The sequence below is a fragment of the Pseudomonas sp. Irchel 3E20 genome (genome assembly GCF_900187645.1).
In the GTDB taxonomy this organism is placed as follows: Bacteria; Pseudomonadota; Gammaproteobacteria; order Pseudomonadales; family Pseudomonadaceae; genus Aquipseudomonas.
The window spans coordinates 295933-321336 of sequence record NZ_FYEE01000004.1 but is presented as its reverse complement, the minus strand read 5'-3'; the positions used below and the strand labels follow the sequence as shown (position 1 = coordinate 321336).

General features: G+C 62.9%; 19 protein-coding genes. 15 read left to right on the top strand and 4 right to left on the bottom strand.

Translation table 11 applies throughout. The features are described 5' to 3' along the window. Positions 1-61 precede the first annotated feature (61 nt). From CKW13_RS10110 to hppD, 9 genes are all read left to right on the top strand, one after another. Complete coding sequence (locus CKW13_RS10110) at positions 62-2713, top strand: fimbria/pilus outer membrane usher protein (RefSeq protein ID WP_095108448.1); 2652 nt, start codon at positions 62-64, stop codon at positions 2711-2713. A gap of 136 nt (positions 2714-2849) precedes the next feature. Further along, positions 2850-3830: a fimbrial protein gene (locus tag CKW13_RS24435; RefSeq protein WP_176465089.1), complete on the top strand. Its 981-nt coding sequence runs from the start codon at positions 2850-2852 to the stop codon at positions 3828-3830. 14 nt (positions 3831-3844) lie between these two features. Further along, positions 3845-4579, top strand: a complete 735-nt coding sequence (locus CKW13_RS10105) for a molecular chaperone (RefSeq protein WP_176465088.1) — start codon at positions 3845-3847, stop codon at positions 4577-4579. A gap of 359 nt (positions 4580-4938) precedes the next feature. Beyond that, positions 4939-5502: a fimbrial protein gene (locus CKW13_RS10100; RefSeq protein WP_095108446.1), complete on the top strand. Its 564-nt coding sequence runs from the start codon at positions 4939-4941 to the stop codon at positions 5500-5502. A gap of 82 nt (positions 5503-5584) precedes the next feature. Then, positions 5585-6373 carry a molecular chaperone gene (locus CKW13_RS10095; protein WP_095108445.1) on the top strand — a complete coding sequence of 263 codons (789 nt, stop codon included), beginning with the start codon at positions 5585-5587 and terminating at the stop codon, positions 6371-6373. Between the two features lie 50 nt (positions 6374-6423). Beyond that, positions 6424-9114 carry a fimbria/pilus outer membrane usher protein gene (locus tag CKW13_RS10090; RefSeq protein WP_095108444.1) on the top strand — a complete coding sequence of 897 codons (2691 nt, stop codon included), beginning with the start codon at positions 6424-6426 and terminating at the stop codon, positions 9112-9114. Next, the gene (locus tag CKW13_RS24430; protein ID WP_176465087.1) at positions 9111-10154 is read left to right on the top strand and encodes a fimbrial protein; all 1044 of its coding nucleotides are present in this window, start codon (positions 9111-9113) and stop codon (positions 10152-10154) included. The genes CKW13_RS10090 and CKW13_RS24430 overlap by 4 nt, the downstream gene beginning before the upstream one ends. After that, positions 10151-10876 (top strand): molecular chaperone, encoded by a 726-nt coding sequence (locus CKW13_RS10080; RefSeq protein ID WP_095108443.1) that lies wholly within the window; start codon positions 10151-10153, stop codon positions 10874-10876. Before CKW13_RS24430 ends, CKW13_RS10080 begins: the two co-directional genes overlap by 4 nt. 340 nt (positions 10877-11216) lie before the next feature. Then, positions 11217-12293, top strand: coding sequence for a 4-hydroxyphenylpyruvate dioxygenase (hppD, locus tag CKW13_RS10075; protein WP_095108442.1), 1077 nt, complete (start codon positions 11217-11219; stop codon positions 12291-12293). 57 nt (positions 12294-12350) lie between these two features. On the opposite strand, the gene rarD is transcribed toward hppD, so the two are convergent. Beyond that, positions 12351-13229, bottom strand: coding sequence for an EamA family transporter RarD (rarD, locus tag CKW13_RS10070; protein WP_095108441.1), 879 nt, complete (start codon positions 13227-13229; stop codon positions 12351-12353). A 138-nt stretch (positions 13230-13367) separates the two neighbouring features. On the opposite strand from rarD, the gene CKW13_RS10065 reads away from it, so the two are divergent. The 3 genes from CKW13_RS10065 (at position 13368) to CKW13_RS10055 (ending at position 17057) form a co-directional block, all read left to right on the top strand. Next, on the top strand, positions 13368-13835 hold the full coding sequence (locus tag CKW13_RS10065) for an Lrp/AsnC family transcriptional regulator (protein ID WP_095108440.1): 468 nt from the start codon (positions 13368-13370) through the stop codon (positions 13833-13835). Between the two features lie 370 nt (positions 13836-14205). Then, complete coding sequence (locus CKW13_RS10060) at positions 14206-15831, top strand: methyl-accepting chemotaxis protein (protein WP_095108439.1); 1626 nt, start codon at positions 14206-14208, stop codon at positions 15829-15831. 38 nt (positions 15832-15869) lie between these two features. Further along, complete coding sequence (locus tag CKW13_RS10055) at positions 15870-17057, top strand: pyridoxal phosphate-dependent aminotransferase (RefSeq protein WP_095108438.1); 1188 nt, start codon at positions 15870-15872, stop codon at positions 17055-17057. Here CKW13_RS10055 and CKW13_RS10050 read toward each other — a convergent pair. The 3 genes from CKW13_RS10050 to CKW13_RS10040 form a co-directional block, all read right to left on the bottom strand. Then, on the bottom strand, positions 17050-17691 hold the full coding sequence (locus CKW13_RS10050) for a DUF1345 domain-containing protein (RefSeq protein ID WP_095108437.1): 642 nt from the start codon (positions 17689-17691) through the stop codon (positions 17050-17052). The genes CKW13_RS10055 and CKW13_RS10050 overlap by 8 nt on opposite strands. 208 nt (positions 17692-17899) lie before the next feature. Next, a complete protein-coding gene (locus CKW13_RS10045; RefSeq protein ID WP_095108436.1) occupies positions 17900-20998 on the bottom strand; it encodes an efflux RND transporter permease subunit in 3099 nt (1032 codons plus the stop codon). A 15-nt stretch (positions 20999-21013) separates the two neighbouring features. Next, the gene (locus CKW13_RS10040) at positions 21014-22171 is read right to left on the bottom strand and encodes an efflux RND transporter periplasmic adaptor subunit (RefSeq protein WP_095108435.1); all 1158 of its coding nucleotides are present in this window, start codon (positions 22169-22171) and stop codon (positions 21014-21016) included. Positions 22172-22447: 276 nt separating this feature from the next. Between CKW13_RS10040 and CKW13_RS10035 the strand changes: the two genes are divergently transcribed. The 3 genes from CKW13_RS10035 (at position 22448) to CKW13_RS10025 (ending at position 25402) form a co-directional block, all read left to right on the top strand. After that, complete coding sequence (locus tag CKW13_RS10035) at positions 22448-23149, top strand: response regulator transcription factor (protein WP_095108434.1); 702 nt, start codon at positions 22448-22450, stop codon at positions 23147-23149. A gap of 4 nt (positions 23150-23153) precedes the next feature. Then, complete coding sequence (locus tag CKW13_RS10030; RefSeq protein WP_095108433.1) at positions 23154-24455, top strand: ATP-binding protein; 1302 nt, start codon at positions 23154-23156, stop codon at positions 24453-24455. Between the two features lie 134 nt (positions 24456-24589). Then, positions 24590-25402, top strand: coding sequence for a crotonase/enoyl-CoA hydratase family protein (locus tag CKW13_RS10025; RefSeq protein ID WP_095108432.1), 813 nt, complete (start codon positions 24590-24592; stop codon positions 25400-25402). The last annotated feature ends 2 nt before the right edge of the window (positions 25403-25404 follow it).

Sequence of the window (25404 nt, the reverse complement as noted above, 5' to 3'; positions counted from 1 at the left end):
AGCCTGCTCTTTGTGTAGGTGTTCAGTTCGTCCTGCGAATTGTTTATATGAAGCGATAATCATGCCTGTCGAAAAGCAACTGTTGTCGCGCCGTCGTCCTGCTGTCGGCGTTATTTGTAATGGGTTCGCCCGTGTATTTCCGCTGGTCGGTTGTTTGTTTTTCACTGCAGGGCCGAGTGTGCAATTAATGGCGCAACCCCTAACGCCGCTCACTTTTGATCTTGACGCTTTTACCCAGACTATCGGGCCAAAAGTTGATTTATCGCGTTTTGAAAAGAGTACGCCCCTGGCACCAGGTACTTACCGTGTGGACGTATACATCAACGGTTATTCCACGGGCCGCTGGGACATTGATTTTGTCGACAAGGTCAATAGCTCTGAACTGGTTCCCTGTTTTAACCAGGTGCTGCTGACCAAGTTGGGTATTGCCTTGGAAAAAATCCCGCCTCGCAACAGCCAGGCGCCGAATGCGCTTGAATGTGCCGAGATCGGCAGTTGGCTGTTGGCCGCCGACGTCCTGTTCGATCCTGGCTCCCTGGCACTGACCCTCAGTATCCCGCAGCTGTACATGAAGCCTTCAGCCCGCGCTTATGTCGACCCGTCGCAGTGGGACAGCGGCATCACTGCCGGTCTGTTGAACTACAACTTCAGCACCTCCCTCACCACTGAGGGCGAGCGCAATGACCGCACCTACCTAGGCCTCAACGGTGGCGTCAACCTGGGTCAATGGCGCCTGCGGCACCAGGGCGCGCAGGCCTGGAGTAATCGTGGGCGTTCGCCATACCAGAGCACGGCCACCTATGTGCAGCGGTCCGTCGCGCCGCTTCAGTCGTTGCTGACAATCGGCGACAGCTTCACTGGCGGGCAGATCCTGGACAATGTCGGCCTGCGCGGCATCAGCCTGGCCACGGATGAGCGCATGCTTGCCCAGTCGCAGCGTGGCTATGCGCCGGTGGTGCGGGGGATTGCCGACAGCAATGCGACGGTGAGCATCAGCCAGAACGGTTACCGCATCTATGAAACCACCGTGGCGCCGGGCCCATTCGTGATCGATGACTTGTTCGCTACAGGCTATGGCGGTGACCTGTCGGTCAGCGTGACCGAAGTGGGGGGGCGCCAACGCAGTTTTGTCGTGCCGTTTTCCGTTACCCCGCAACTGCTGCGCGCCGACGCCATGAAGTACAGCGCCGCGCTCGGCCAGGTCCGCCAGAACAGCAGCTCCCGCAGCTCCCCCGCGGTGGTGCAGGGCACTTTATCGCGCGGGTTGAGCAACGCGGTGACGCTGTATGGCGGCAGCCTGGTTTCCGAAGGCTATGCCCAGGCCAAGTTGGGTACGGCATTCAACACTTGGTTAGGGGCGTTTTCCTTGGAGGCGGGTGGCGCGCGTACCGCGATCCCCGGCCAGGGTACGTCCACGGGGACCAACTTCGGTATCGCCTATAACAAAAACCTTGTGGACTCGGGCACCAACGTAGTCCTGGGCGCGTACCGTTTCACCTCCGAGGGCTACCTGAGCCTGATCGATGCGATCAACATCCGGGAGTGGGCGCGCAAAGGCACGGATCCGTCCTCCTATGCCCGGCAGAAAAGCCGGGTCGACCTGACCCTCAGCCAAAAACTGGGGAGCGGCACGCTCAGCTTGTACGGCAGTTCGGCGGACTATTGGGGGCGCAGCCAAGGGCGCCAGACCTCATTCACCCTCGGCTATGGCGCGTCCTGGCAAAAGGTCAATTGGAACCTGTCCTGGCAGCGATCGCGCATTGACGATGGACGGCAGCTGTCTTCGCAGGAGTCTAGCGATGACGTGTTCTTTGGCCGGCAAAGCAACGCGGGGCGGGCCGACAACCGCTTTGTGCTGAGCCTGTCGTTGCCTTTGGGTGGGAGTTCGCGAGCACCCAGCCTCAATAGTTCGCTTTCGCGCAACAGTGGCAGAACTGACTCCAGTCACTATCAGGTCGGCCTTTCCGGCCTGGCCGGGGAGCAGAACGAACTCAGTTACGACCTGTCGGGAAGCCGCAATGCCGATGACGGGGCGACCCACGACAGTCTCAATGCCTATGGTGGCTACCGCACCAGCGCCGCCAACCTGCGGGCCGGCTACGGGCGCTCGGGGCATAACAGCCAATTGTCGTTCAGTGCCGATGGCGGGCTCGTGGCGCATCGCGAGGGTGTGACCCTCTCTCAGTCTCTGGGGGAAGCCGTTGCACTGGTGCATGTGCCGGATGCGCAGGGGGCCTTGTTGAGCAGTGCTGGCAATGTGCGGGTGGACGGGCGCGGTTACGCCGTGGCGCCATCGTTGCTGCCGTTCCAGCAAAACAGGGTGAGCCTCGACCCTAGTGGCACCTCTTTCGATGTTGAGTTGAGCGAAACCTCAAGAACGGTGGCACCCACCCTGGGGGCGGTGTCGTTACTGGAGTTCGCCACCGTCAGCGGCCGCGCCGTGGTTCTCAAGAGCCAGCAGGAAGGAGGACGCAACCTGCCATTCGCGGCGCAGGTATTCGATGAGCAAGGGGTCGAAGTGGGTGTGGTCGGGCAGGGCAGCAAGGCCTTTGTACGAGGGATTGCCGAGAAGGGAACCCTCACTGTCCGCTGGGGGGAAGGGCAGAGCGAGCAATGTCATATCGCCTACCAGCTACCAGTGCAGGACAAGCGCCAGCGCCAGGTTTCGGCGGATTGGCTGCAAGGGCAATGCCTGGCGCGCGCGGCCCCTTAACCGGCGCCATCGGACTGTGAAAGATACGGGGCCTGCCTGCTGGTCGGTGGCGGGCGCTCGACTCGTTATGAATTGAAAAGGTACGCACGTGTTTGATTATCGTTATTTCTGCGGATTTTTACTGGGTGGGTGCCTGATGGCCCAAGAGACTTATGGTTATGGCAAGTGCACGCCGCAGCCAGCGGCCCATATCAGTATTCCTCCCGTCACCCTGGCTGCCCCGCCCGTCGTGGGGGAGGTGATTGGGAATGCTGACGGGTACTTCTTTGGTGCCGATGCCGGGTTGATTTGTTACTACTACGGGCATCGAGAGTTCCACACGTCTTGGGCGCGGGTGGTTAACAGCCAGCCCACCGCACTGACCTTCAGCGCCATGGGCCTGACGATGCCGGTGTTCGCCACTAACGTGCCGGGCGTGGGCTTTGCCATGATGGCGCAAGACCCCAATCGCCCATTGCGTGCCATTGGCCTGGAGAACGTCGGCCTCTATGGCACACCCGACGAAATCCGCTATTGGGGCGTTCACGGGCGCGTCTTTCTGGTGGCCACGGGGCCGGTGACGGGCGGGACAATCAATGGGTTCAATGTGGGCCGCTTCACGCTCGACAAGTCCGACATCAATAGCCCCGGCTACCATGCCATCAACTTCAATGCGACCGTTATCCACCCACCGAGAAAACCGACCTGCACGGTTTCGACCCCCGGGGTGAACATGGCCCTGGGCACTATCGCCACCCATGACTTCCAGGGCCCGGGCAGTACGGCGGGGTCTGTTACCGAATCAATTGCACTCGACTGCGCGGCAGGCACAGGCTCGAAGACCGACGTCCTGATTACCCTCACGGACCAGAGCCAACCGGCCAACCGCAGCGACGTGCTGTCCCTGAGTAATACTTCGACGGCGCAAGGCGTGGCCCTTCAACTGCTGCATGGCACGACACTGGTGCGCTATGGCCCGGACTCGTCGGCTATCGGCAATCCTAACCAATGGCTGGCTGGCAGCACGGGCAACGGCGTTTTCCGCATTCCCCTGACCGCGCGGTACGTGCAAACGGACACCCGCATTATCCCGGGCAAGGCCAATGGGGTGGCGACCTTCACCCTGAGTTACCGCTGACTGTGCCCGCGTTCATGAGTCGATCAAGGCGCCTGTGGCTGCCGGTGGTGGGCCTGGCAGCCAGTTTCCACGCCGCTTCGGCCTGCGCCGAAATAGTGCTGGGGCACACCCGGGCCGTCTACCACACCGAGAACCGCGATATCACCCTGGCACTGAGTAACACCGCACGCGGTCCGCGCCTGGTGCAGGCCTGGATTGACCGGGGTGACCCACAGGCAGGCCCGGGGCAGGCCGAAGCACCTTTTACGGTCGTGCCGCCGGTTCTGCGGATCGAAGGTGGAAAAAGCACCGCGTTACGCATTGCCTGGGTTCCCCAGGAGCAGGCATTGCCGGTTCATCAGGAGTCGGTGTTCTGGGTGAATGTGTTGAGTGTTGGGCCGCAGGCCCAGCATGCCCAGGCAGGCTCGGTGAGCTTTGCCTTTCGCACCCGGATCAAGCTGTTTGTGCGCCCGCCCGGGTTACCCGGGAAGGTGGAAGAGGCGCCGGCCGCGCTGCAATGGCGTTTGCCCGACCCGGGCCGGGCAGAGTTGGAGGTGTACAACCCGACGGCTTACCACGTGACCCTGTCTCGGCTGTCGTTGATGACCGACAGCGCCTACACCGCCGCCGACCCGCCGATGGTCGGCCCTGGGCAGGTACTGCGCATTCCTCTTTCGGGCGCAGCGCTCAAGGCCAAGGGCACGGCCAGGCTGAGTTTCAGCAGCATCGACGACCATGGTGCAACCCAGCATCATCGCCTGGATCTATGAACATATCTCATGTTGCTTCGCCTGTTTTGCGCCCCTGATCTCGTTTTGCCAGTGGCGCAATCTGAACATTTTCTTTCCTGATTGCGACCGCCTATCCGTTCGGTCAGTGGTTAGAAAATGTGCACTTTGGCAAAGTGCGCGCCATCGCCAAGGGGCTAATGCTCCTTATTTAACGGGCACTGTTGGAAAAGTCGGGGTTGCTTTGGCGCGCACCCCGGAGATGGATTTCCACTGCCTGGCGACGTGTGCCCTACCGTGAGGTTCACGCCCTTGGGCCTGACTCTGACGGGATGAGCCAGCCTTGTCCGTTGATTGCACAGCGATAAAGCGTGATACCTAACCATGAGAGAAATTCATTTATGAAAAAGTGCGTACAGGCCATTGCCTTGCTGGCCGCTTCCAGTCTTGCTGCAACCTCCGCGTTTGCCGCAGACGGAACCATCACCATCACTGGGGAGATTGGTGGCACCACCTGCACCATCAGCGGCGGCACCGGAGGCGCGCCGGGTAGCGGCGCCAACTTCCCGGTGGTGCTGAACAAGGTTCAGACCAGCTCCCTGGCGGCCGACGGCGTGACCGCAGGCGCCAAGCCTTATTTCATCTACGTCGGCGGCTCGGCCACCTGCCCGGATGGCACCATCGTCGCGGTGATGTATGAAACCACCAGCCCGGCCATCAACCCGGCCACCGGCAACTTGCGCAATACCGCTGCGACGTCGCCTGCGGCCAACGTCGAAGTGCAGATCGTCGATGAAGCCACCAAAACCCCAATGGACCTGCGGACCGGCCAGAACTCCACGACGGCGACGGTCAACGCTGGCCTGGCAACCTTGCCATTTGCTGCCCAGTACATCGCCACCGGTGGCGCTGCCGGCGCCGGTATTGTCAGCACCGCCGTGCAGTACTCCGTGACCTTCCCCTGATCGAATCCCCCGGATTCGTTTGTTCCAAGCAGGCGCCCGCCCCAACCGGCCGGGCGCAGCCTTGATGTTGAGGGAAGTGAACATGTTTCGTTTTTCCAGCCGTTTGCCCCGTTGCCTGGTTTACGCCGCACTGGGCCTGGCTATTGGCGCGCCTCTGCTGCCTGCCCAGGCGGGCGTGATTATCAGTGGGACCCGCCAGGTTTATCCCGAACAGCGACGCGAGATCACCGTACGCGTGACGAACGATGACAAACACGCACCGCGTCTGGTGCAGGCGTGGCTCGATGCCGGTGATGCCAGCGTGACCGCTGAGCAAAGCGACGTGCCGTTCAGCCTCACTCCACCGGTTTTTCGCGTTGATCCTGGCAAGAGCCAGGCCATGCGCCTGGCTTACACACGTGAACCATTACCCAAGGACAAGGAGTCGGTGTTCTGGCTGAACGTGCTGGAAGTACCGCCGCTTGTATCGCCACCTCCAGGGGCCGCGCAAGACGAGGAGGACAACCTCAACCATCTGCGTTTCGCTTTTCGCATCCGCACCAAGGTGTTCTTCCGGCCTCAGAGCCTGCCGGGCAAGCCCGAAGAAGCCCCCGCGCAACTGCGCTGGAGTGTGCAGGGCTCGACACTGAAAGTGCACAACCCGTCGGCGTACCACGTGAGTTTCAATGAAGTGGCCGTGGCGCTTGGCACCCACGAGGGCGCCAAGGTAATCCAGACCGCCCAGCAGGGCATGGTCGCTCCCTTCACCAGCCTGGAATTTGCCCTGACCAGTGCATTAGGTGCGCCACCTGCCCAGGCGCGGGTGCAGTTCAAGTACATCGACGATTTTGGTGGGTTCTCTGCCATGCAGCAGGCCCCCCTGAACCCCTGATGCGCCCCATCTAGCCACAGGGGTCGACTCTTTACGCGTTAGCTGAAGCCATGACTATGCCATTTCAACGACCTATACGGGCGGGCCGCCATTTGGGCCCGTCGACCTTGCGCCTGGCCGGTGTCATGACCGGCGGTTTGATGTGTGCCGCCTTCGCCCGCACCGATGCGCTGGCGGCGCCTTTGCTGTTCGACCTGGACGCCTTTAGCAGTGGTGTTGCCTCAGCGGTAGACATTACCCGGTTCAACCAGGGTAATAACCTGAGCCCGGGTAAGTACCGCATCGATATCCTGGTCAATGGCCATCAGGCCGGGCGCCATGAGTTGCCGTTTAGCAGATTGCCCGGCGAAACCGGCGCTGTGCCGTGCCTGGATTGGGCGCTGCTCACGCGCCTGGGCATCTCCGAGGAAAAGATCGACGCCGAAAAGCCCAAAGACAATGCCCAGCCCCCAGCCGCCCCGGCACCCACTGCGATGTGCGGGGATATTGGCCAATGGATCCCCCAAGCCGTCGCCAACTTCGACGCCGGAGCTCTGGAGTTGTCCCTCAGCGTGCCCCAGGTGTACATGAAGAGTTCGGTACGCGGTTATGTCGATCCCTCGCTGTGGGATGACGGCATTGATGCGGGGCTGGCGAGTTATCACTTCGCCGCCTCCAGCGCCACCCGCGGTGAGGGTGACGACCGGGCCTATCTGGGGGTCAACAGCGGCCTGAACCTGGGCAGCTGGCGCTTGCGCCACCAGGGCGCGCAGGCCTGGAACTCGAAAACCGGCATACAGACCTACCAGAACACGGCCACTTACCTGCAACGCAACTTCAATACCTGGCAGTCGCGCCTGACCATCGGCGACAGTTTCAGCAGCGGCCAGGTGCTGGAAAGCACGCGGATGCGCGGTATCAGCCTGGCCACCGACGATCGCATGTTGCCGCAGTCGCAGCAGGGCTATGCGCCGGTGGTACGCGGTGTCGCCGACAGCAATGCCACCGTGACCGTCAGCCAGAATGGCTACACCATTTACGAAACCACAGTGGCCCCTGGCCCCTTTGTAATCGACGACCTGTTCCCGACCGGGTATGGCGGTGACCTGACCGTCCGTGTCACCGAGGCCAACGGGCGCATCACCAGCAACATCATTCCTTACTCGGTGGCGCCGCAGTTGCTGCGCTCCGGTACCAGCCGCTACAGCGCCACCTTCGGCCAGGTACGCCAGAGCGGTTTCAAGGGCGCTAACCCGATCACCTTCCAGGGCACGTTGCAATATGGCCTGCTCGATGACCTGACACTGTATGGCGGCACCACCTATTCCGAGGGTTACCTGCAGGGCAAGGTGGGCGTGGCGGTGAACACGCCGCTGGGGGCGTTTTCCCTCGATGCCACCGATTCGCGCACCCAAGTACCGGGGTATGGCGATGGCGTGGTGTCGGGGCGCAACCTGGGTATCAGCTACAACAAGAACCTGCCCCAGTCGGGGACCAATTTCGTGCTGGGTGCCTACCGTTTCTCCACGCCGGGCTACTTGAGCCTGAGCGACGCGGTCAGCGTGCGGCAGTTGAACAGCCTGGGCAGGGATATCGACACCTATGCCCGGCGCAAAAGCCGTATCGACCTGACGGTTAGCCAGAAAGTCGGCAGTGGTTCGCTGAGTTTCTATGCCAGTTCGTCCGATTACTGGGGCCGCCAGCAGGGTCGCGAAACGTCCTACAGCATTAGCTACGGCGCAGCCTGGCGCCGCATCAATTGGAACCTCTCGGCCCAACGCTCGCGCGTCGAAGACAGTGGCGAGCCCAGCCAACAACAATTGAGTGATGACGTTTTCTTCAGCCGCACCAGCGCTCTCGGCAGGGTCGACAACCGATTGATGTTGACCCTGTCCATGCCTCTGGGCGGCGGTGTGCGCGCTCCGAACATCAGCACCACCCTGGTACGCAATACCGGGCAAACGGGCAGCACCCTGCAAGAGCAAGTGGGCATCGACGGAATCCTCGATGACGAGGCGTCCCTCAGCTACGGCCTCTCGGGCAGCCGGGCCACGGGCGCCGGCAACCCCCAGGGCAACTTCAATGCGTATGGCAACTACAACGGCGGCATGGCCAACATGCGCGCTGGCTACAGCCATGCCAACGACGACAGCCAGGTGTCCTTTAGCGCCAACGGTGGGCTGATTGCCCACGCGGGGGGCCTGACCTTCTCTCAATACCTGGGCGAAGCTTCGGCCCTGGTGCATGTGCCCAACGCCGAAGGGGCGTTGTTGAGCAATAGCTACAACGTCAAGGTGAACAAGGCTGGCTATGCGGTGGTGTCATCCCTGCGGGCCTATCAGACCAACAATGTGGGCATCGACCCCCATGGCACGGCCCAGGATGTGGAACTCAAGGAAGCGACCCAAACCGTGGTGCCGACCTTGGGCGCGGTGGCGTTGCTCAAGTTCGAGACAGTCAGCGGCCGCGCCGTGGTGGTCAAGGCCGCGCAGGAAAACGGCCAACCCCTGCCATTTGCCGCCCAGGTGTTCAATGAACAGGGCACTGAAGTGGGGGTGATCGGCCAGGCCAGCAAGGCGTTTGTGCGGGGGATCGCCGAGCAGGGCACCCTCACCGTGAAATGGAGGGACGGCGCCGATGGCCGCTGCTACATCCACTATCAACTGCCGCTGCAACCGCGCGGGCAACGGCAGCAGAGCGCCGACCTGCTGCACAGCCGTTGTGTCTCCACGCCCGTACGTCAAGAAGTGAGTACCCGATGAAGCAGTGCACTGCGAAAACACTCCTGGGCGCAGCAGGGCTGTTCGCCTGCGCCGTCTTGAACATCCCTGTGGCCCACGGCTTGGGCATTAGCTGTGACGGAAACCCGCCAACCGTACTGTCGGTGCCGCCAATCAGCGTGCCGGCCAACCCGGTTGTGGGGCGCCCGATTGGCGAGCCCGACGGTTATGTCATCAACGCCCCCAACGGCTTGCGCTGCACTTACGACCCCACCGTTGTGATTGACCGTTACTCGCATATGGGCATGCCGGCCAACACACCATGGACAGGCTTGGAGTTCGGTCATTCCGGCCTGGCCTTGCCGGTCTATGCAACGGGCTTGCCCGGCGTTGGCTTTGTGATGATGGCTAAGGATCGCGACATGGGGCCTATGAAACGTGTTACTACCGGGGTGACCATTCTGCGCGGGCCCGAGAGGCCGGGGCTGCCGGTCTGGGGAATGGAGGGGCGGGTGATCTTCATCGCCACGGGGCCTATCCAGGGCGGCGCGATACCGTCGCGTTACTACGCACACCTGAGCGCCGGCTACTACCAGCATCACCAGTTCCACTTCGGCAACATTATCGTTAACCCTCCGCGCAAACCCACGTGCTCGGTATCCACCCCGGCTATAGCGATCAACCTGGGCAAAGTCGCGGCGCGGGAGTTTACCGGGGTGGGCAGCGTCGCCGGCTCGGCCAGCGACACTATTGCACTGCAATGCAGCGGCGGCGAAGGACCGACCCGGGACGTATGGGTGACCCTGACCGACCAGACCAACACCGCCAACCGTGGCGATCAACTGTCCCTGACCCCAACCTCCACCGCCCAAGGCATCGCCCTGCAATTGCTCCACAACGGAACACTGCTGCGCTATGGCCCGGACTCCGCGGCCGAGGGCAACCCCAATCAGTGGCAGGCCGGCGCTGCCGGAAATGGTGTATTCAACATTCCCCTGGCGGTGCGCTACATCCAGACCGAAGCGGTGGTCAAGCCTGGCAGCGCCAATGGCCTGGTCACATTCACGATGAGCTACCGATGAAGCGCCGTTTGCTCTGGGGGTGGGTGGCGGCGTTGCTGGTGGGCAGTGCCCGGGGGGAAATCGTGATCGACAGCACCCGGGTGATCTTCCCCATGGAGCGGCGCGAGGTCACCCTCAAGTTGAAAAACGAAGCCCCGGATCCACGGCTGGTGCAAGTCTGGATCGATGAAGGCGACCCCCAGGTGCAAGCCGAATACAGCGATGTGCCGTTCACCATCAGCCCGCCGATCCTGCGCATGGAGGCCGGCAAGAGCGCGGCCCTGCGCGTGGCTTACCAGGCAGCGCAAGGGCTAGGGGTGCCGACGGACAAAGAGTCGGTGTACTGGCTCAATGTGCTGGGTATCCGGCCCAAACCTGCCCAGGCCGACGAACAGGCCAGCAGCCTGCAGTTTGCCTTCCGCACCCGCATCAAGTTGTTTTTGCGCCCCGTTGATCTGCAGGGGCAGGCCCGCGACGCCCCTGCTCAACTGCAGTGGCGTCGAGGGGAGGGCACGGTGGTGCAGGTGCACAACCCTGGCAGCTATCACGTCACCTTGTCTTCGGTGGTCGTGAGCCTGGGTGGGGTGGAGTATCGCAATGAAGACCCGCCGATGATCGCCCCGGGGGCCTCGGCGACCCTCCCGCTTGATGGCTTGCCCGACACATGGCCGCCCAACGTCAAGTTGCGCTTTAGCACCCTGGACGATTACGGCAACACCCAACAACACGAGGCCACTCTATAAGGCGGTAAACACCCGGCGTGCCCCGATGCGTTGGTTCTGCTGGGGCTCTACAGGTGCAACAAACCCCTTGTCTCTAGGGCAGAGAAAGGGATTTGATACAGAATGCGGACAAAGCCATTTACGCTGTGTAGAATCGGGTTACGCATACAATAATAAAGCCTCCTGTGCAGAGGCCTCGCCCGTACGAGAGTGGGTCGACAATGAAGCTACTCGGGTTCCAACTGATCTACGGTGATTTTCTTGCCCGCAGCGTGCGTGGCATCTCCTGCGCGCCACCCGCGCCCATCGGTTATTGAGCAACTAACGTTCCGTTAACTCTAATAATGATGAGGCGCCAACCATGGCAGATTTATACGAAAACCCAATGGGCCTGATGGGCTTTGAATTCATTGAATTCGCATCGCCTGTGCCCAACACCCTGGAACCGATCTTCGAGATCATGGGTTTCACCAAAGTCGCGACCCATCGCTCCAAAGCCGTGCATCTGTACCGCCAGGGCAGTATCAACCTGATTCTCAATAACGAGCCCAACAGCGTGGCCTCGTATTTTGCCGCCGAGCACGGCCCGTCGGTGTGTGGCATGGCGTTTCGCGTCAAGAATGCCCAATTGGCCTACTCCCGCGCACTGGAACTCGGCGCCCAGCCGATCCACATCGCCACCGGCCCGATGGAGCTGAACCTGCCGGCCATCAAGGGCATCGGCGGCGCGCCGCTGTACCTGATCGACCGTTACGGCGAAGGCAGCTCCATCTACGACATCGACTTCGTCTACCTCGAGGGCGTCGATCGCAACCCACCGGGTGCGGGCCTGAAGATCATCGACCACCTGACCCACAACGTGTACCGCGGCCGCATGGCCTACTGGGCCGGGTTCTACGAGAAGCTGTTCAACTTCCGCGAGCTCCGCTACTTCGACATCAAGGGTGAATACACCGGCCTGGCCTCTAAGGCCATGACCGCCCCCGATGGCATGATCCGCATCCCCCTCAATGAAGAGTCGTCCAAGGGCGCGGGGCAGATCGAAGAGTTCCTGATGCAGTTCAACGGCGAAGGCATCCAACACGTGGCCTTCCTCACCGATGACCTGGTCAAGACCTGGGATCAACTGAAAAGCATCGGCATGCGCTTTATGACCGCGCCGCCCGACACCTACTACGAAATGCTCGAAGGCCGCTTGCCCAACCACGGCGAGCCGGTAGACCAACTGCAATCGCGGGGCATCCTGCTTGACGGCGCCTCGGAATCCGGAGACAAACGCCTGCTGCTGCAGATTTTCTCGGAAACCCTGATGGGCCCGGTGTTCTTCGAGTTCATCCAGCGCAAGGGCGACGATGGTTTCGGCGAGGGCAACTTCAAGGCATTGTTCGAGTCCATCGAGCGCGACCAGGTGCGCCGTGGTGTGTTGAACGCCGAATAAGGCCATAAAAAATCCCGGGCGGCTGCGATGCCGTCCGGGATTTTTTTCGCCTGCCCGTCAGCGCCGCTGGCGCATCACGTGCTTGGCGCCTTCGCCCGCCAGCACCAGCACCGCGAGCCAGATCGGGAGGTAGGTCAGCCATTCCTCGGGCTTGATGCCGTCGCCCAGCATCAGCGCCACGGCCAGCAGCAATACCGGCTCGACATAGCTGAGCAAACCGAACAAGCCAAAGGCCAACAAGCGGCTGGCGATCACATAGCACGCCAACGCCGAAGCACTGAGCAGCCCCAGCAGTGGAATCAACCCGTACATGGCCGGGTGGGTGGTGCCCACGGCAAAACCCTGGGCGCCGCTGTGCACAAACCACCAGGCAATGGGCAGCAGCAGCGTCATATCCAACCACAGGCCGCCCATGTTGTCGGTGCCGATGCGCCGGCGCAGCACGAAGTAACCGGGGTAGCCCAGGGCCACCAGCAAGGTGGTCCAGTTCACGCTGCCCACTTGGTACAGCGCATTGGCCACCCCGAGCAGGGCCAGCACCGCGGCGATTTTCTGTGGGCGCGACAGGCGCTCGCCGTACACCACGCGCCCGGTCAGCACCATGGTCAGTGGCAGCAGGAAATAGCCCAGGGACACGTCCAAGCCGTGGCCATTGACCGGCGCCCACAAAAACAACCACAACTGCACCCCCACCATCGCCGATGACAGCAGCAGCACCGGGATCAGCCGCGGAGCGTCCAACACCCGCCTCAGCAGTTGCGTAACCTGCTTGAGTTCGCCCAGGGCCAACATGAACAGGGTCATGCACGGCACCGTCAGCAGCATGCGCCAGCCGAAAATCTCCATCCCGTCCAGTGGCCCCAGCAACGTGGTGTAGAAGTACATGACGGCGAACAACACCGAGGCCAGAACCGATAAAGCAATACCTTTAGACACAGTGTCCTCGCGAGACCTTGGCGTTTTACGCAGATGAAGGGTGGTTGTTCTGGGGTGGGAATATATTGCTTTTGCTGTGAGACGTTTACTCTGTTTCCGGGCTTAATATGGGAAATTTTCTCGCATCTGGATTTGGCCATGTCCTACCCCGACCTCGACGCCTTCGACCTGGCGATCCTTGAGCACTTGCAGCGCGACAACAGCATGGCGCTGCGCATCATCGGCGAGCAGGTCAGCCTGTCCACGGCAGCGGTACAGCGGCGCATCAAACGCCTGCAAAACAAAGGGGTCATCACCGCCAATACCGCAGTGATCGACCCGCAATCGGTGGGCAAACCCATCACCTTGCTGGTGGAAGTGCACGCCGAACGCACCCACATCGAAGACCTCGACGTGCTCAAGGCGCAAATGTCGGTGCCGCAAGTCCAGCAGTGCTACTACGTCACCGGCGAAGCCGATTTCATGCTGGTGATTGTGGTGGAGACGATGAAGGCCTATGAAATCCTCGCCCGCCAACTGTTCTACGAAAATCGCAACATCAAGTGGTTTCGCAGCATCGTGGTGATGGACCGGGTCAAGGTCAGCCTGGATGTGCCGTTGGCTTGATAGCGCGGCAGGGGTAGGCCTTATGTGGGGACAAGCCTGCTCGCGATAGCGATCTATCCCCTACCTCAGTACTGGATGTAGCACTGTCATCGCGAGCAAGGCTCGCTCCCACCAAGCCCCATGCATTGCGCCAAGGCGGGGTAAGGTTTGTGGCCCGTTGCCCTGGGTCAACAACCCAACCTGGCACGATAGTCACAATTAGAAATATTTTTCCGAAATCCCCTACATAAAGCCTCAAGCCTGGCCGATATCCCAATCAGGCCCACACACTAACTACAACAGTGGCGCCAGCCTGTGAGGGGGAACATTCCCGGCCTGACAGTGTGAACGGCACGGAAGCTCGCCGCCCTACATCACCGAGAGTCGTCCTATGTCCCTTCGTCAACTGAACATTGCGCCAAGAGCTTTCCTGGGTTTTGCGTTCATCGCATTGCTCGTCGTCATCCTGGGGGTATTTGCGGTGAACCGCATGGCGGTGATCCGCCAGGCTTCAATCGATATGGAACAGGTACAACTGCCCAGCGTCGCTTACCTGGGCAACATCACCGATAACGTGTTGCGCTTGCGCATTATGTCGTTCCGTATCCTGGTCAACCGCGACCCCGCGGCGCTGCAAGAGGCCCAGACTCGCGTCGGTGATTTGGTAGGCAAACTCAAACAGGCGCAAAACAGTTATGCCGCGCTGCCGGCCGAAGTGGACGAGGCCGCGTTGTACAAAACCTTCGTCGCTACCCTGGACAACTACCTGCAAGCCCAGGAGCAGATGCTAGCGCTCTCGCGCCAGAACAAGCTCGACGAGATGCAGGCCCTGATTAACACCCGAATCAAGGACGGCACCGACAAAATGGGCGAGCAGCTCAGCCAGTTGGTGAACATCAACAATGCAGGTGCCAAGGCTGCCTCGGCAGTGGCTGGCGAGCATTACAGCGAAGCCATCAGCGGGATCGTCGGTGTCGCGGTGATTGCTGCGCTGCTTACCGTGCTGCTGGCCTGGCTGCTCACCCGCAGCATCGTCGCGCCGTTGAACAAGGCGCTGTACGCCGCGCAAACCATCGCCGGGGGCGATCTGACCAAAGCCATCGAAGTGGACGGCAAAGACGAACCGGCCCAACTGCTCAAGGCCCTTTCCGACATGCAAAGCAGCCTGCGCCGCACCATCGAGCAGATCGCCGGCTCCGCCACCCAGTTGGGCTCAGCGGCCGAGGAGCTCAGTGCCGTCACTGAAGAAGCCTCCCGTGGTCTGCAACAGCAAAACAACGAAATCGAACAGGCCGCCACCGCCGTCAACGAAATGACCGCTGCGGTAGAAGAAGTGGCGCGCAACGCGGTGTCCACCTCCGAGGCGTCCAACCAATCGACCCAGGCGGCTCGTGAAGGCCGCGACCGTGTGGTGGAAACCGTCGGCGCGATCCAGACCATGACCCAGGACGTGCAAAACACCTCGGTGATGATCGAAGGCCTGGCGGCCCAAGGCCGGGATATCGGCAAGGTGCTGGACGTGATCCGCGCCATTGCCGAGCAGACCAACCTGCTGGCCCTCAACGCGGCCATCGAAGCGGCGCGCGCCGGTGAAGCGGGCCGTGGCTTTGCGGTGGTGGCCGATGAAGTGCGGGCCTTGGCCCACCGCACGGCGCAATCGACCCAGGAAATCGAAAAAATGGTCGCCGGTATCCAGAACGGCACCGGCGAAGCGGTCAACTCCATGCAGCAGAGCAACCAGCGCACCCAGACCACCCTGGAAATGGCCCGTGCCGCAGGCGTGGCCCTGGAACAGATCACCAGCTCGATCCACATGATTAACGAGCGCAACCTGGTGATCGCCAGCGCCTCGGAAGAACAGGCGCAAGTGTCCCGCGAAGTGGACCGCAACCTGGTCAACATCCGCGACCTGGCCACCCAGTCGGCGGCGGGCGCCAACCAGACCAGCGCCGCCAGCCACGAACTGTCGCGCTTGGCGGTGGATTTGAATGCGATGGTGGCGCGTTTTGTGATCTAAGGTTCAGGGTCCCATTCGCGCCACTCAAGGAGAAGTGCATGCGCTATTCGGCCCTGACTCAACGAATCGCCGGCGAGGGAGCGGCAGCCTGGCGGATTCATTACCGCGCTATAGAACTGATAGGGCAGGGCGTGGACGTCCTGCTGCTGTCGGTGGGTGACCCGGATTTCGACACCCCGGCGCCCATTGTCCAAGCAGCCATCGATAGCCTGCGCGCAGGCGATACCCATTACTCGGACACTCGCGGCAGGCCTGGGCTACGCGCCGCCATTGCGCGCCGCCAGCAGCAACGCAGCGGCCAAGCGGTGGGTATCGACCAAGTGCTTGTGCTGCCCGGGGCGCAATGCGCGGTGTACGCGGTGGCACGCTGCCTGCTGGACCCAGGGGATGAGGTGCTTGTCGCCGAGCCCATGTACGTGACCTATGAAGGCGTATTCGGCGCCTGCGCCGCCACGGTGGTGCCGGTGCCGGTGCGTTCGGCCAACGGTTTCCATATCGACCCCGCCGACGTCGCCGCGCGCATCACCGGCAACACTCGCGCGCTGTTGCTCAATAGCCCCAACAACCCGTCCGGCGCCAGCCTGTCCCTTGCGACCTGGCAGGCCCTGGCGCACCTGTGCATTGCCCACGACCTGTGGCTTATCAGCGATGAGGTGTACAGCGACTTGCTCTACGAGGGTGAGCACGTCAGCCCGGCGAGCCTGCCGGGCATGGCTGGGCGCACCGCGACCATCAACAGCCTGTCCAAGTCCCACGCCATGAGCGGCTGGCGCCTGGGCTGGGTGATTGGCCCGCCGGCCCTGGCCGCTCATCTGGAGCATCTGTCGCTGTGCATGCTGTTCGGCACCCCGGAGTTTGTGCAAAAAGCCGCCCAGGTCGCGTTGGAGGCCGATTTGCCGGAGTTGGGGCGCATGCACGAGGAATACCGCCAACGCCGCGACCTGGTATGTGCCGCGCTGCTCGGCTGCCCGGGGCTTAACCCGGTCAAGCCCGACGGCGGCCTGTTCGTGATGGTCGATGTTCGTGCCACCGGCCTGGGTGCCCAGGCGTTCGCCGAGCGGTTGCTGGAAGATCACGGCGTCGCGGTGCTGGCTGGCGAAGCGTTCGGGCCCAGCGCCGCGGGGCATATCCGCATAGGGTTGGTGGTGGATCAGGCGCGGCTGGCTGAGGCATGCCGGCGGATCACGCGCTGTGCCGCGCAGTTGTTGGCGGTGCCGGTCAGTTAATCAAACCGGCGGCGATGTTGATGGAAAACCCCAGGATGGCGGTGTTGAACAGGAACCCGATCAGCGACTGTGCCAGCACCACCTTGCGCATGCCCCGGGTGGCAACGCCGACATCGGAGGTCTGCACGGCGACGCCGATGGTGAAGGAGAAATAAAGGAAGTCCCAATAATCCGGCGTGACCTCGCCTTCGGCAAAGCGCAGGGCCGGGCCTTTGCCGTCCCAGGTGTAGTACAGCCGGGCGTAATGCACGCTGAAGATCATGCCGATCAACAGCCACGAGCCGACCACCGTCAACCCGGTAAACCCGTAGTGCTGCCAGCGCTCGGCGCTGGCCAGTTCGCGGCTGCCGCTCAGTTCCAGGCCGATGGTGGCCAGGCTGGCAATCGCCGCCAGGCACACGATAAACAGCACCAGGGCGGCGTTTTCGTCCTCCACCTCGGCAATGCGCCGCACCCGGTCGGCGTTGGCCCGCAGGGTCAGCCACAGCATCAGTACCAGGTAGGTCCAGACACCGCTGTTCCAGCCGATGAGGATTTTATTGAGCAGGGTGTCGGCGGGTGCCAACACCCCCACCGCCACACCCAACAGGGCGGCGGCGGTGAGGCGAGGGTGGGTGCGGATGAGATGGGGCATGGTGGCTCGACGGCATTGATGTCAAAACACCATAGCCCAGTTGGAAGGGAGATTGCTGCAAATGTACGCTCCCGCGCTACGGGCGCGGGCTTGCGTGGGAGCGGGCTTTGCCCGCGATGAGGCCCGTACCGCCGACACAGGCCTATCAGCAGTCACGCTGCCATCGCGGGCGAGCCCACTCCCACAGGGTTTTGCCCCCTGCCATCGGTCAATCCTTGCCCGGGCGCTTACGCACCAGTTTCATCACCACCACAAAGAACACCGGTACGAACAGCACGGCCAGGGTGGCAGTTATCATCCCGCCAATCACACCCGTGCCGATGGCTTGCTGGCTCGCGGAACTGGCGCCGGTGGCCAGCGCCAGGGGCACCACGCCGAGGATGAAGGCCAGGGAGGTCATTACGATCGGCCGCAAGCGCAGGCGCGCGGCTTGCACCGTGGCGTCCAGCAGGTCGTGGCCTTCGTCGTAGAGGCTCTTGGCGAACTCGATGATGAGGATCGCGTTCTTCGCCGACAGGCCAATGATGGTAATCAGGCCCACTTTGAAGAACACATCGTTGGGCATGCCCCGCAACGTCACCGCCAGCACCGCGCCCAGCACGCCCAGCGGCACCACCAGCAACACCGAAGTGGGGATCGACCAACTCTCGTACAGCGCCGCCAAACAGAGGAACACCACCAGCAACGACAGCCCCAGCAGGATCGGCGCCTGGGCGCCGGACAAGCGTTCCTGCAACGACAACCCGGTCCATTCCTGGCCCAGCCCGGTGGGCAGCAGTGCCACCAGGCGTTCGACTTCCGCCATGGCTTCACCGGTGCTGTGGCCCGGCGCCGGTTCGCCGGAAATGGCGATGGCCGGGTAGCCGTTGTAGCGGGTCAACTGCGCCGGGCCCTGGATCCACTTGGCCTGGACGAACGCCGACAGTGGCACCATTTTGCCGCTGCTGTTACGCACGTGGATGTTGAGCAAATCCGCCACCTGGCTGCGCTGATCGCCTTCGGCCTGCACGATCACCCGCTGCATGCGGCCCTGGTTGGGGAAGTCGTTGATGTAGGCCGAACCCACCGCCGTGGACAGGATGTTGCCGATCTCGGCAAAGGACACGCCCAAGGCGTTGGCCTGCTTGCGGTCTACCTCCAACTGCACCTGTGGCGCTTCGGCCAACGCGCTTTCACGCACGTTGACCAGCACCGGGCTCTTTTCCGCGGCGGCCAGCAGTTCGGTGCGCGCCGCCATCAGCGCTGCGTGGCCGAGGCCGCCACGGTCCTGCAAGCGGAACTCGAAACCGCTGGAGGTGCCGAGGCCATCCACGGGCGGCGGCAGGATGGCGTAGGCCACGGCGTCCTTGATCTGGCTCAGGGCGGCGTTGGCGCGGTCGGCAATCGAGGCCGCCGAGTCGTCGCTGCCACGGTCGGCCCAATCCTTGAGCGTGGTGAAGGCCAGCGCCGCATTCTGCCCGCTGCCGGAAAAGCTGAAGCCCAGGATCATCGTGGTGTCGCCCACGCCCGGCTCGCCGGCGTTGTGCGCCTCGATCTGCTTGGCCACCTCGATGGTGCGCGGCTGGCTGGCGCCTGGCGGCAACTGGATATCGGTGATGGTGTAGCCCTGGTCTTCCACCGGCAGGAAGGAGGAGGGCAGGCGGCTGAACAACAGCCCCAGGCCCACCAGCAGCACGCCGTAGATCAGCAAGTAGCGCCCGGTGCGCTTGAGCGCATAGGCCACCGAACGCTCGTAGCCGTCGCTCAACTGCTCGAAACGGCGGTTGAACCAGCCGAAGAACCCGCCCTTGGCGTGGTGTTCGCCCTTGGCAATCGGCTTGAGCAGGGTCGCGCACAGGGCAGGGGTCAGGGACAACGCCAGGAATGCCGAGAACAGGATCGACGTGGCCATCGACAGCGAGAACTGCTGGTAGATCACCCCCACCGAGCCCTGCATGAATGCCATGGGGATAAACACCGCCACCAGCACCAGGGTGATGCCGATGATCGCCCCGGTGATCTGGGTCATCGCCTTGCGCGTGGCCTCCCGTGGCGAGAGACCCTCGTTGACCATGATCCGCTCGACGTTCTCCACCACCACAATGGCGTCGTCCACCAGGATGCCGATGGCCAGCACCATGCCGAACATGGTCAGCACGTTCACCGAAAAACCCAGGGTCAGCATCACCGCAAAGGTGCCCATCAGCGCCACCGGCACCACCAGTGTGGGGATCAGGGTGTAGCGGATGTTCTGCAGGAACAGAAACATCACTGCGAATACCAGCACCATCGCCTCCACCAGGGTGTACACCACCTTGGTAATCGAGACTTTGACGAAGGGCGAGGTGTCGTAGGGGATCTTGTACTCCACGCCGGCCGGGAAATAGCGCGCCAAGTCGTCCATCTTCGCCCGTACCGCGTTGGCGGTGCTCAGGGCGTTGGCCCCCGGCGACAGTTGCACGCCCACAGCGGTGGACGGCTTGCCGTTCAGGCGTGTGCCGAACTGGTATTCCTGGCTGCCCACTTCCACCCGCGCCACGTCCGCCAGGCGCACAGTGGAGCCGTCCGGGTTGGCCCGCAGGACGATGTCGGCGAACTCTTCAGGTGTGGACAGTTGGCCCTTGACCAGCACAGTGGCAGTGATTTCCTGGCCCGGGCGGCTCGGCAAATCGCCGATGCTGCCCGCCGAAACCTGGGCGTTCTGCGCGGCGATGGCGGCATTCACGTCCGCTGGGGTGAGGTTGAAGCCCTGTAGCTTCTGGGGGTCGATCCACACCCGCATCGCGCGCTCGGCGCCGTACAACTGGGCCTTGCCGACGCCATCGAGGCGGCGGATCTCGTTCATCACGTTGCGCGCCAGGTAGTCGCTCAGGGCCACGTCGTCGAGCTTGCCGTCGCTGGAGGTGAGGGTGATGAGCAAGAGGAAGCCCGCCGACACCTTTTCTACCTGCAAACCTTGCTGGATCACAGCCTGGGGCAGGCGCGGCTCCACGGCTTTGAGGCGGTTCTGCACATCTACCTGGGCCATTTCCGGATTGGTGCCGGGTTGGAAGGTGGCGGTGATGGTGGCGCTGCCCAGGCTGCTCTGGGAAGAGAAGTACAGCAAGTGATCGGCGCCGTTGAGCTCCTGTTCGATGAGGCTGACCACGCTCTCGTCCACCGTTTGCGCCGAGGCGCCGGGGTAGGTGGCGTAGATCTCCACCTGGGGCGGCGCGACGTTGGGGTACTGGGCCACCGGCAACTGCGGGATGGCCAGGGCACCGGCGAGCAGGATGAACAGGGCGACCACCCAGGCGAAAATCGGGCGGTCAATAAAGAATTGCGGCATGAAAAGGCTTCCCGATTACTGGCCAGACGTCTGGGCAAGTGGCAGAGGGCTGCTGTCGATCTGTACTTTCTCGCCGGGGCGTGCGTGTTGCAGGCCCTCGGTGACGATGCGGTCACCGGGCTTCAGGCCTTCGGTCACAATCCAGCGGTCCTGTTGCACCGAGGCCAGTTGCACGTTCCGCTGGCTGACCCGCTCTTCGCCGTCCAGCACCAACACCTGGGCCTGGCCGGCGCTGTCCCGCAGGATCGCCCGTTGCGGCACGCTGATGCCCTGGCGATCGACGGCTTGCTCGACGCGCACCCGCACGAAACTGCCCGGGAGCAGGTCCAGGTCCGGGTTGGGGAACTCGCTGCGCAGGATGATCTGCCCGGTGCTGGGGTCGACGGTGATGTCGGTGAACAGCAACTTGCCCGGCAAGGGGTAGAGGCTGCCGTCGTCCTGGATCAGCGTCGCCTTGGCCTGGCCCTGGCCGACCTGCTGCAACTGCCCGGCGCGCAGGGCGCGACGCAGGTCGTTGAGTTCACGGGTCGACTGGGTCAGGTCGGCGTGGATCGGGTTCAGTTGCTGGATCAGTGCCAGGGGCGTGGCTTCGTTCTGGCCCACCAGGGCACCCTCGGTGACCAACGCACGGCCAATGCGCCCGGAAATCGGCGCCGTCACCGTGGCATAGCCCAGGTTCAACCGCGCCCGCTGCACCGCGGCCTCATTGCCGGCGACGTCGGCAGCGGTTTGCCGGGCGGCGGCGCGGGCGTTGTCGTAGTCCTGGGCGCTGATGGCTTTTTCTTCGATCAACTGGCTATAGCGCTGCTCTTGCAGGCGCGCCTGAAACGCATTGGCCTGAGCCTTGCGCAGGTTCGCCTCGGCACTGTCCAGGTCAGCCTTGAACGGCGCCGGGTCGATGCGAAACAGTACGTCGCCTTTTTTCACATCGCTGCCCTCGGCGAAGGTGCGTTGCAGCACCACGCCCGCGACCCGGGCACGCACCTCGGCCATGCGTGGCGCGGCAATGCGCCCACTCAATTCACTGCTGATGGACAGCGGCCGGGCCTGCACCGTCTCGATCCGCACGCTAGCCAGGGGGGGCGGAGCTTCGGCGGTGGACGTTTTCTCGCAAGCGCTCAATAACAAGGCCATGGCCAACAGGCACAGCGGCGCAACCAGTTTTCTCGACATGCGGATACCCCAATAATGACCCCGGCATGCTACGGGCAGCGGTCAAGGGCTGCTGTGAAGCTATGTAGTGCCTGTGTGAAAAAGTGTGAAGGCGGGATTCCCACAGGGCGCAAGGCGTATATCCTGCGCGGCTTGAACCTTGTGTTCGGCCCGTGGGAGCGAGCCTGCTCGCGATAGTGGCCTATCAGCCGATAAGAGGCTGGCTTGGGTCACACCATCGCGAACAGGCTCGCTGCCACAACCGGATACCGCCACCGCACTGCCCGGACGCCCCCCATGCCCAACATTCTCCTGGTCGAAGACGACCCCGCGCTCTCCGAGCTGATCGCCAGTTACCTGGAGCGCAACGGTTATCACGTCAACGTCATCAGCCGCGGCGACCAGGTACGCGAGCGCGCCCGCAGTACGCCGCCGGACCTGGTGATCCTCGACCTGATGCTGCCGGGCCTCGATGGCCTGCAAGTGTGTCGCTTGCTGCGCGCCGACTCGGCGAGCCTGCCGATCCTCATGCTCACTGCCCGTGACGACAGCCACGACCAGGTGCTGGGCCTGGAAATGGGCGCCGACGATTACGTGACCAAGCCCTGCGAGCCGCGGGTATTGCTGGCGCGGGTGCGCACCTTGCTGCGCCGCAGCAGCCTGGGCGAACCGCAGTCGGCCAGCGACCGTATCCTGATGGGCAACCTGTGCATCGACCTGTCCGAACGCACGGTGACCTGGCGCGAGCAACCGGTGGAGCTGTCCAGCGGCGAATACAACCTGCTGGTGGTGCTCGCCCGCCATGCCGGTGAAGTGTTGAGCCGCGACCAGATCCTGCAACGCCTGCGCGGCATCGAGTTCAACGGCACCGACCGCTCGGTGGACGTGGCCATCTCCAAGCTGCGGCGCAAGTTCGACGACCATGCCGGCGAGGCGCGCAAGATCAAGACCGTGTGGGGCAAGGGCTACCTGTTCAGCCGTTCGGAATGGGAATACTGAAGCCATGTTGCGGATTCTGGTGCGCCTGTACCTGATAACCATCGTCACCTTCAGCGCGGCGCTCTACCTGGTGCCGGACCTGGTGATAAAGGTCTTCAACGAGCGTTTCCTGAGCTACAACCTGGACCAGTCCCGAGGCCTGCAAAACCTCATCGTGCAGCAGTTTCGCACGCTGCCCGCCGAGCAGTGGCCGGCCCTGGCCGCCCGCATGGACGGCGAGTTCCACCCACTGCAAATCGCCCTGGTGCGCAACGACGACCCAGACTTCAGCCTGTATGAAACCGAACGCCTGCAACGGGGCGAGAAGGTCGTGCGCCTGGGCGCCTGGGGGTGGCGCACCCTGGCGGTGGCACCACTGGACGACCAGGTGGCGGTGAAACTGGTGGTGCCGCCCGACCCGTTGGATGTCAACTTGCTGTACTGGAGCATCAACGTGCTGATCGGCGCCGCGCTGTTGGCGTGCCTGCTGCTGTGGCTGCGCCCCCACTGGCGCGACCTGGAGCGCCTGCGCAGCACCGCCGAACGCCTGGGCAAGGGCCACCTGAGCGAGCGCACCCATATTCCGCCCAGCTCCAACATCGGCGCCTTGGCCCACGTGTTCGACACCATGGCCGATGACATCGAAAACCTGCTCAACCAGCAGCGCGACCTGCTCAATGCCGTGTCCCACGAACTGCGCACGCCCCTCACACGCCTGGATTTCGGCCTGGCCCTGGCCCTCTCCGACGAAATGCCCGCCGCCAGCCGCCAACGCCTGCAAGGGCTGGTGGCGCACATCCGCGAATTGGACGAGTTGGTCCTGGAACTGCTGTCCTACAGCCGTTTGCAGCACCCGGCGCAGTTGACCGAACGGGTGCAGGTGTCCCTCGACGAGTTCATCGACAGCATCCTGGGTAGCGTTGACGACGAGCAGATCTCCCCGGAAGTGGTGATCGACGTGCTCCTATACGGCGAACTCGACCGTTTCACCCTCGACCCGCGCCTCACCGCCCGGGCCCTGCAAAACCTGCTGCGCAATGCCATGCGCTACTGCGAAAAGCGCATCCAGGTCAGCGTCCAGGTGCTGGCCGACGGTTGCGAGGTATGGGTGGACGACGACGGCATTGGCATCCCGGACGACGAACGCGAACGGATATTCGAGCCGTTCTATCGCCTGGACCGCAGCCGCGACCGTGCCACCGGAGGCTTCGGCCTGGGCCTGGCCCTCAGCCGCCGGGCCCTGCAAGTGCAGGGCGGCAGCCTCACCGTAGAAGCCTCGCCCCTGGGCGGCGCGCGGTTTGTGCTGTGGCTGCCGGTGCAGGAGTGAGCACGGCGCGGTCAGGCCCGCCCCACTGGGGTTTGCTGGGCAGTCCCGCTTTTGGCCGATGCGCTGCCTTACTCCGCCGGGGGATGGCGCGTTATAGTTCGGCCTTCTTTTTTCTCCGGTAAAGGATCACTGCCATGTCGCAATACCAAGCGTTCAGCGTCGAACTGACAGACAACATCGCCCATGTGCAGATAAACCGCCCGGAAAAAATCAACGCCATGAACGCCGCGTTCTGGACCGAGATCATCGAGATCTTCCAGTGGGTCGAGGACACCGACGCCGTGCGCGTGGTGGTACTCAGTGGCGCCGGCAAGCATTTTTCTTCGGGCATCGACCTGATGATGCTGGCCAGCGTGGCCAACGAGTTCGGCAAGGACGTGGGCCGCAACGCGCGCTTGCTGCGGCGCAAGATCCTGCAACTGCAAGCCTCCTTCAACGCCGTGGACCAATGCCGCAAACCGGTGCTGGCGGCAATTCAGGGCTATTGCCTGGGGGGCGCCATCGACCTGATTTCGGCCTGCGACATGCGCTACGCCGCTGATGACGCGCAGTTCTCCATCAAGGAAATCGACATCGGCATGGCCGCCGACGTTGGCACCCTGCAACGCCTGCCGCGCATCATCGGTGACGGCATGCTGCGCGAACTGGCTTACACTGGGCGCACCTTTGGCGCCGAAGAAGCGCTGCGCATCGGCCTGGTCAACCGCACCTGGAGCGATGCCGCCGGCCTGCTCGACGGCGTACTGGGCATTGCCCGGGAAATCGCCGCCAAGTCGCCGATCGCCGTCGCCGGCACCAAGCAAATGATTAGCTACATGCGTGACCACAGCATCAACGATGGCCTGGAATACGTAGCCACCTGGAACGCCGCGATGTTGCAATCGGCCGACCTGCGCGTGGCCATGGCCGCCCATATGAGCAAGCAGAAACCTGAATTCGCGGACTGAGC